The sequence below is a fragment of the Rhodococcus sp. no. 34 genome, assembly GCF_054589475.1.
Window position 1 is genome coordinate 1 of the sequence record NZ_BAAILK010000042.1, and the last position, 3,292, is coordinate 3,292.

Annotated in this window: 1 protein-coding gene; it reads right to left on the minus strand. The window is 61.0% G+C overall.

The features are described from left to right. Window positions 1-3,292 (minus strand): non-ribosomal peptide synthetase (locus ACYP01_RS21225; protein WP_459682265.1); only part of this gene is annotated, 3,292 nt, incomplete at both ends.

The following is a 3,292-nucleotide window of genomic DNA, read 5'->3' on the forward strand; positions in this document are numbered from 1 at the left end:
ACTGCACCGGCAACGGCGTCCAGGTCGGAGCCTGGCCGTTGGTTCGGGCGTAGTAGGCGGTCATGACGTCGCGGGTCAACGGGCCCATCGAGAAGCCGTCGGTCGAGATGTGATGCATCACGAACGACAACACGAAGTCGTCATCGGCGACCTGAAAAAGCTTGGCGCGCAACGGAACCTCGGCAGTGACATCGAAGCCCTGGGCGAAGAACGAATACAGCTCCGCCTGGATTCGGTCGTCTGTGACGCGTTCTGCGCCGAGATCGATCGAGACATCTTCTACCGAGCAGATCTTCTGGTAGCCGACGCCGTCGACCTCGGGGTAGACCGTGCGCAGAACCTCGTGGCGGCCGATAACGTCGTGAACTGCCGAATTCAGGGCCGCCAGATCGAGCGCACCCGTGAGCCGAACGGCAACAGGGACATTGTTGACAGCAGAATCGGTGTCGAATCGGTTGAGGAACCACATGCGCTGCTGCGCCAACGACAACGGAACCCGAACCGGACGCACCTGCGCAGTCAACGCCGCACGTGAACCGCCACCGACATGAGAACCCAAACGAGCAGCCAACGCCTCCACCGTCGACGCCTCGAACAACTCCCGCACCGACACCGAAGCATCCAACGCCTGACCCAACCGAGACGTCACCTGCGTCGCAATCAGCGAATTACCACCGAGCGCGAAGAAATCATCATCCAAACCAACACGCTCGACGCCCAGAACATCCGCAAACGTCTGCGCAACAACCTCTTCCACCACCGACGTCGGAGCACGGAACACCGCAACCTGCAACGACGGAACCGGCAACGCCCGACGATCCAACTTCCCGTTCACCGTCAACGGAATCGAATCCAACACCACAAACGCCGACGGCACCATGTACTCCGGCAACAACGAACCCACACCGGTGCGGACATCGTCGACCGAAACGCTCACACCCGCAGCCGGAACCACATACGCCACCAACCGCTGATCACCCGGAGAATCCTCACGGACGACCACCGCCGTCTGCGCCACCGACACATCCGCCAACACCGCAGACTCGATCTCACCGATCTCGATCCGGAAACCACGGATCTTCACCTGATCATCCGCGCGACCCAGATACTCCAAATCACCAGCGCTGTTCCACGAAGCGACGTCACCCGTGCGGTACAACACCTCGCCGGCATTGAACGGATTCGCCACAAACCGCGTCGACGTCAACCCCGCCTGACCCAGATAACCCCGAGCCAACTGAACACCAGAGACATACATCTCACCCGCGACACCAACAGGCACCGGAGCCAAACGCGTATCGAGCACGAACACCTGCAGACCCGAAATAGCCTGACCCACAACACTCGCCGACGCATCCGCCGCCAACGCAGCATCCAACACACGATGGCTCACATGCACCGTCGTCTCCGTGATGCCGTACATGTTCACCAACGTCGGCGCGAAGTCACCGCGGCGGCCGTACCAATCCGACAAGCGACGCAGCTCGAGCGCCTCGCCGCCGAAAACAACCCACCGCAACGACAACTCAGCGGCCCGACCGGATTCCGACGCCAACCGATCAGCCTCGGCCAACTGATAGAACGCCGACGGCGTCTGATTGAGCACCGTCACCCGCTCAGCAGCAAGCAACTCCAAGAACTGCTCCGGCGACCGCGACGTCACATAATCCACAACCACCAACGTGCCGCCGTACAACAGCGGACCCCACAACTCCCACACCGAGAAGTCGAACGCATAACTGTGGAACATCGTCCACACATCGGATTCGTCGAACCCGTACACACCCTCGGTATTCGCAAACAACTTCGCCACCGTCGTGTGCGGAACCTGCACACCCTTCGGGCGACCCGTCGAACCCGACGTGTAAATCACATACGCAACATTCGACGACCGCAACGGCGCAACACGATCCGCATCCGCCACCACCGAACCATCGAACTCCGACACATCCACCGCGTCGATATCAACCACAGGCAAACCAGCGGGCAACACCAACTCACGCCCGGACCACGAAATCGCAGCCACCGGAGCAGCATCAGCCAACATGAACTCGACACGATCAGCCGGATACGACGGATCCACCGGCAAATACCCCGCACCGGACTTCACCACCGCCAACAACGCCACCACAAGATCCGCCGACCGCGGCAACGCCACCGCGACCAACGACTCCGGACCACAACCCTGAGCAATCAACCTGCGCGCCAAACGATTAGCCCGCACCGACAACTCACCATACGACAACGACTCGCCACCGAACCGCACCGCAACCCGATCACCAAACCGCGCAGCAGCATCATCGAACCACGCCGACAACGTCGAATCCACACCACGATCGGTGCCGACCCCACTCCATGAGAGGACACGGTCCAATTCACCGACAGTGAGTACGTCCACATCACCGACAGCAAGATCCGGATCTGCGGCAGCGCCACGCAGAACATGCAGGAAACGATCGGCGAAGTCGGCAGCGGTCGATTCGTCGAACAGATCCGTCGCATACGTCAGCGTCGCAGACATTCCGGCTTCAGCCTCTTCGAGAGTGAGCTGCAAGTCGAACTTAGCCAGTGCGGCGTCGAACTCGACTGCAGCAGCACGGAGGCCGGGCATTTCGAGAGACGTCTGACCGAGGTTCTGGAACGTCAACGCCACCTGGAACAACGGATGACGAGCCTGCGAACGAACCGGATCGAGAACCTCCACCACACGCTCGAACGGAACATCCGCATGCGCGAACGCCTGCAAATCCACCTCACGCGCCGACGCCAACAACTCGGCAAACGACATCGACGGATCAACCTCGGTACGCAGCACCAAGGTATTGACGAACATACCGATCACGTCATCGAGCTCGGCTTCACCACGACCCGCGATCGGGGCACCGATCGCAATGTCGGTCGTCGCGGACAGTCGTGCCAACAGCACCGCCAGAGCCGAGTGAACAACCATGAACGGAGTTGCGTTCGTTGCCTTGGCCAGTTCGTCCAGCTCGGACCACAGCTGCGGTTCGATGGTGAAACTGTGATTGGCGCCGCGCCCTGAAGCAATCTCGGGACGCGGACGATCACCAGGCAGATCCAACTGCTCCGGAAGATCAGCCAACGCATCCGACCAGAACGCAATCTGCTTCGCGATCACGGACCGCGGATCGTCCTCGGACCCGAGAACCTCACGCTGCCACAACGAGTAATCGGCGTACTGCACCGGCAACGGCGTCCAGGTCGGAGCCTGGCCGTTGGTTCGGGCGTAGTAGGCGGTCATGACGTCGCGGGTCAACGGGCCCATCGAGAA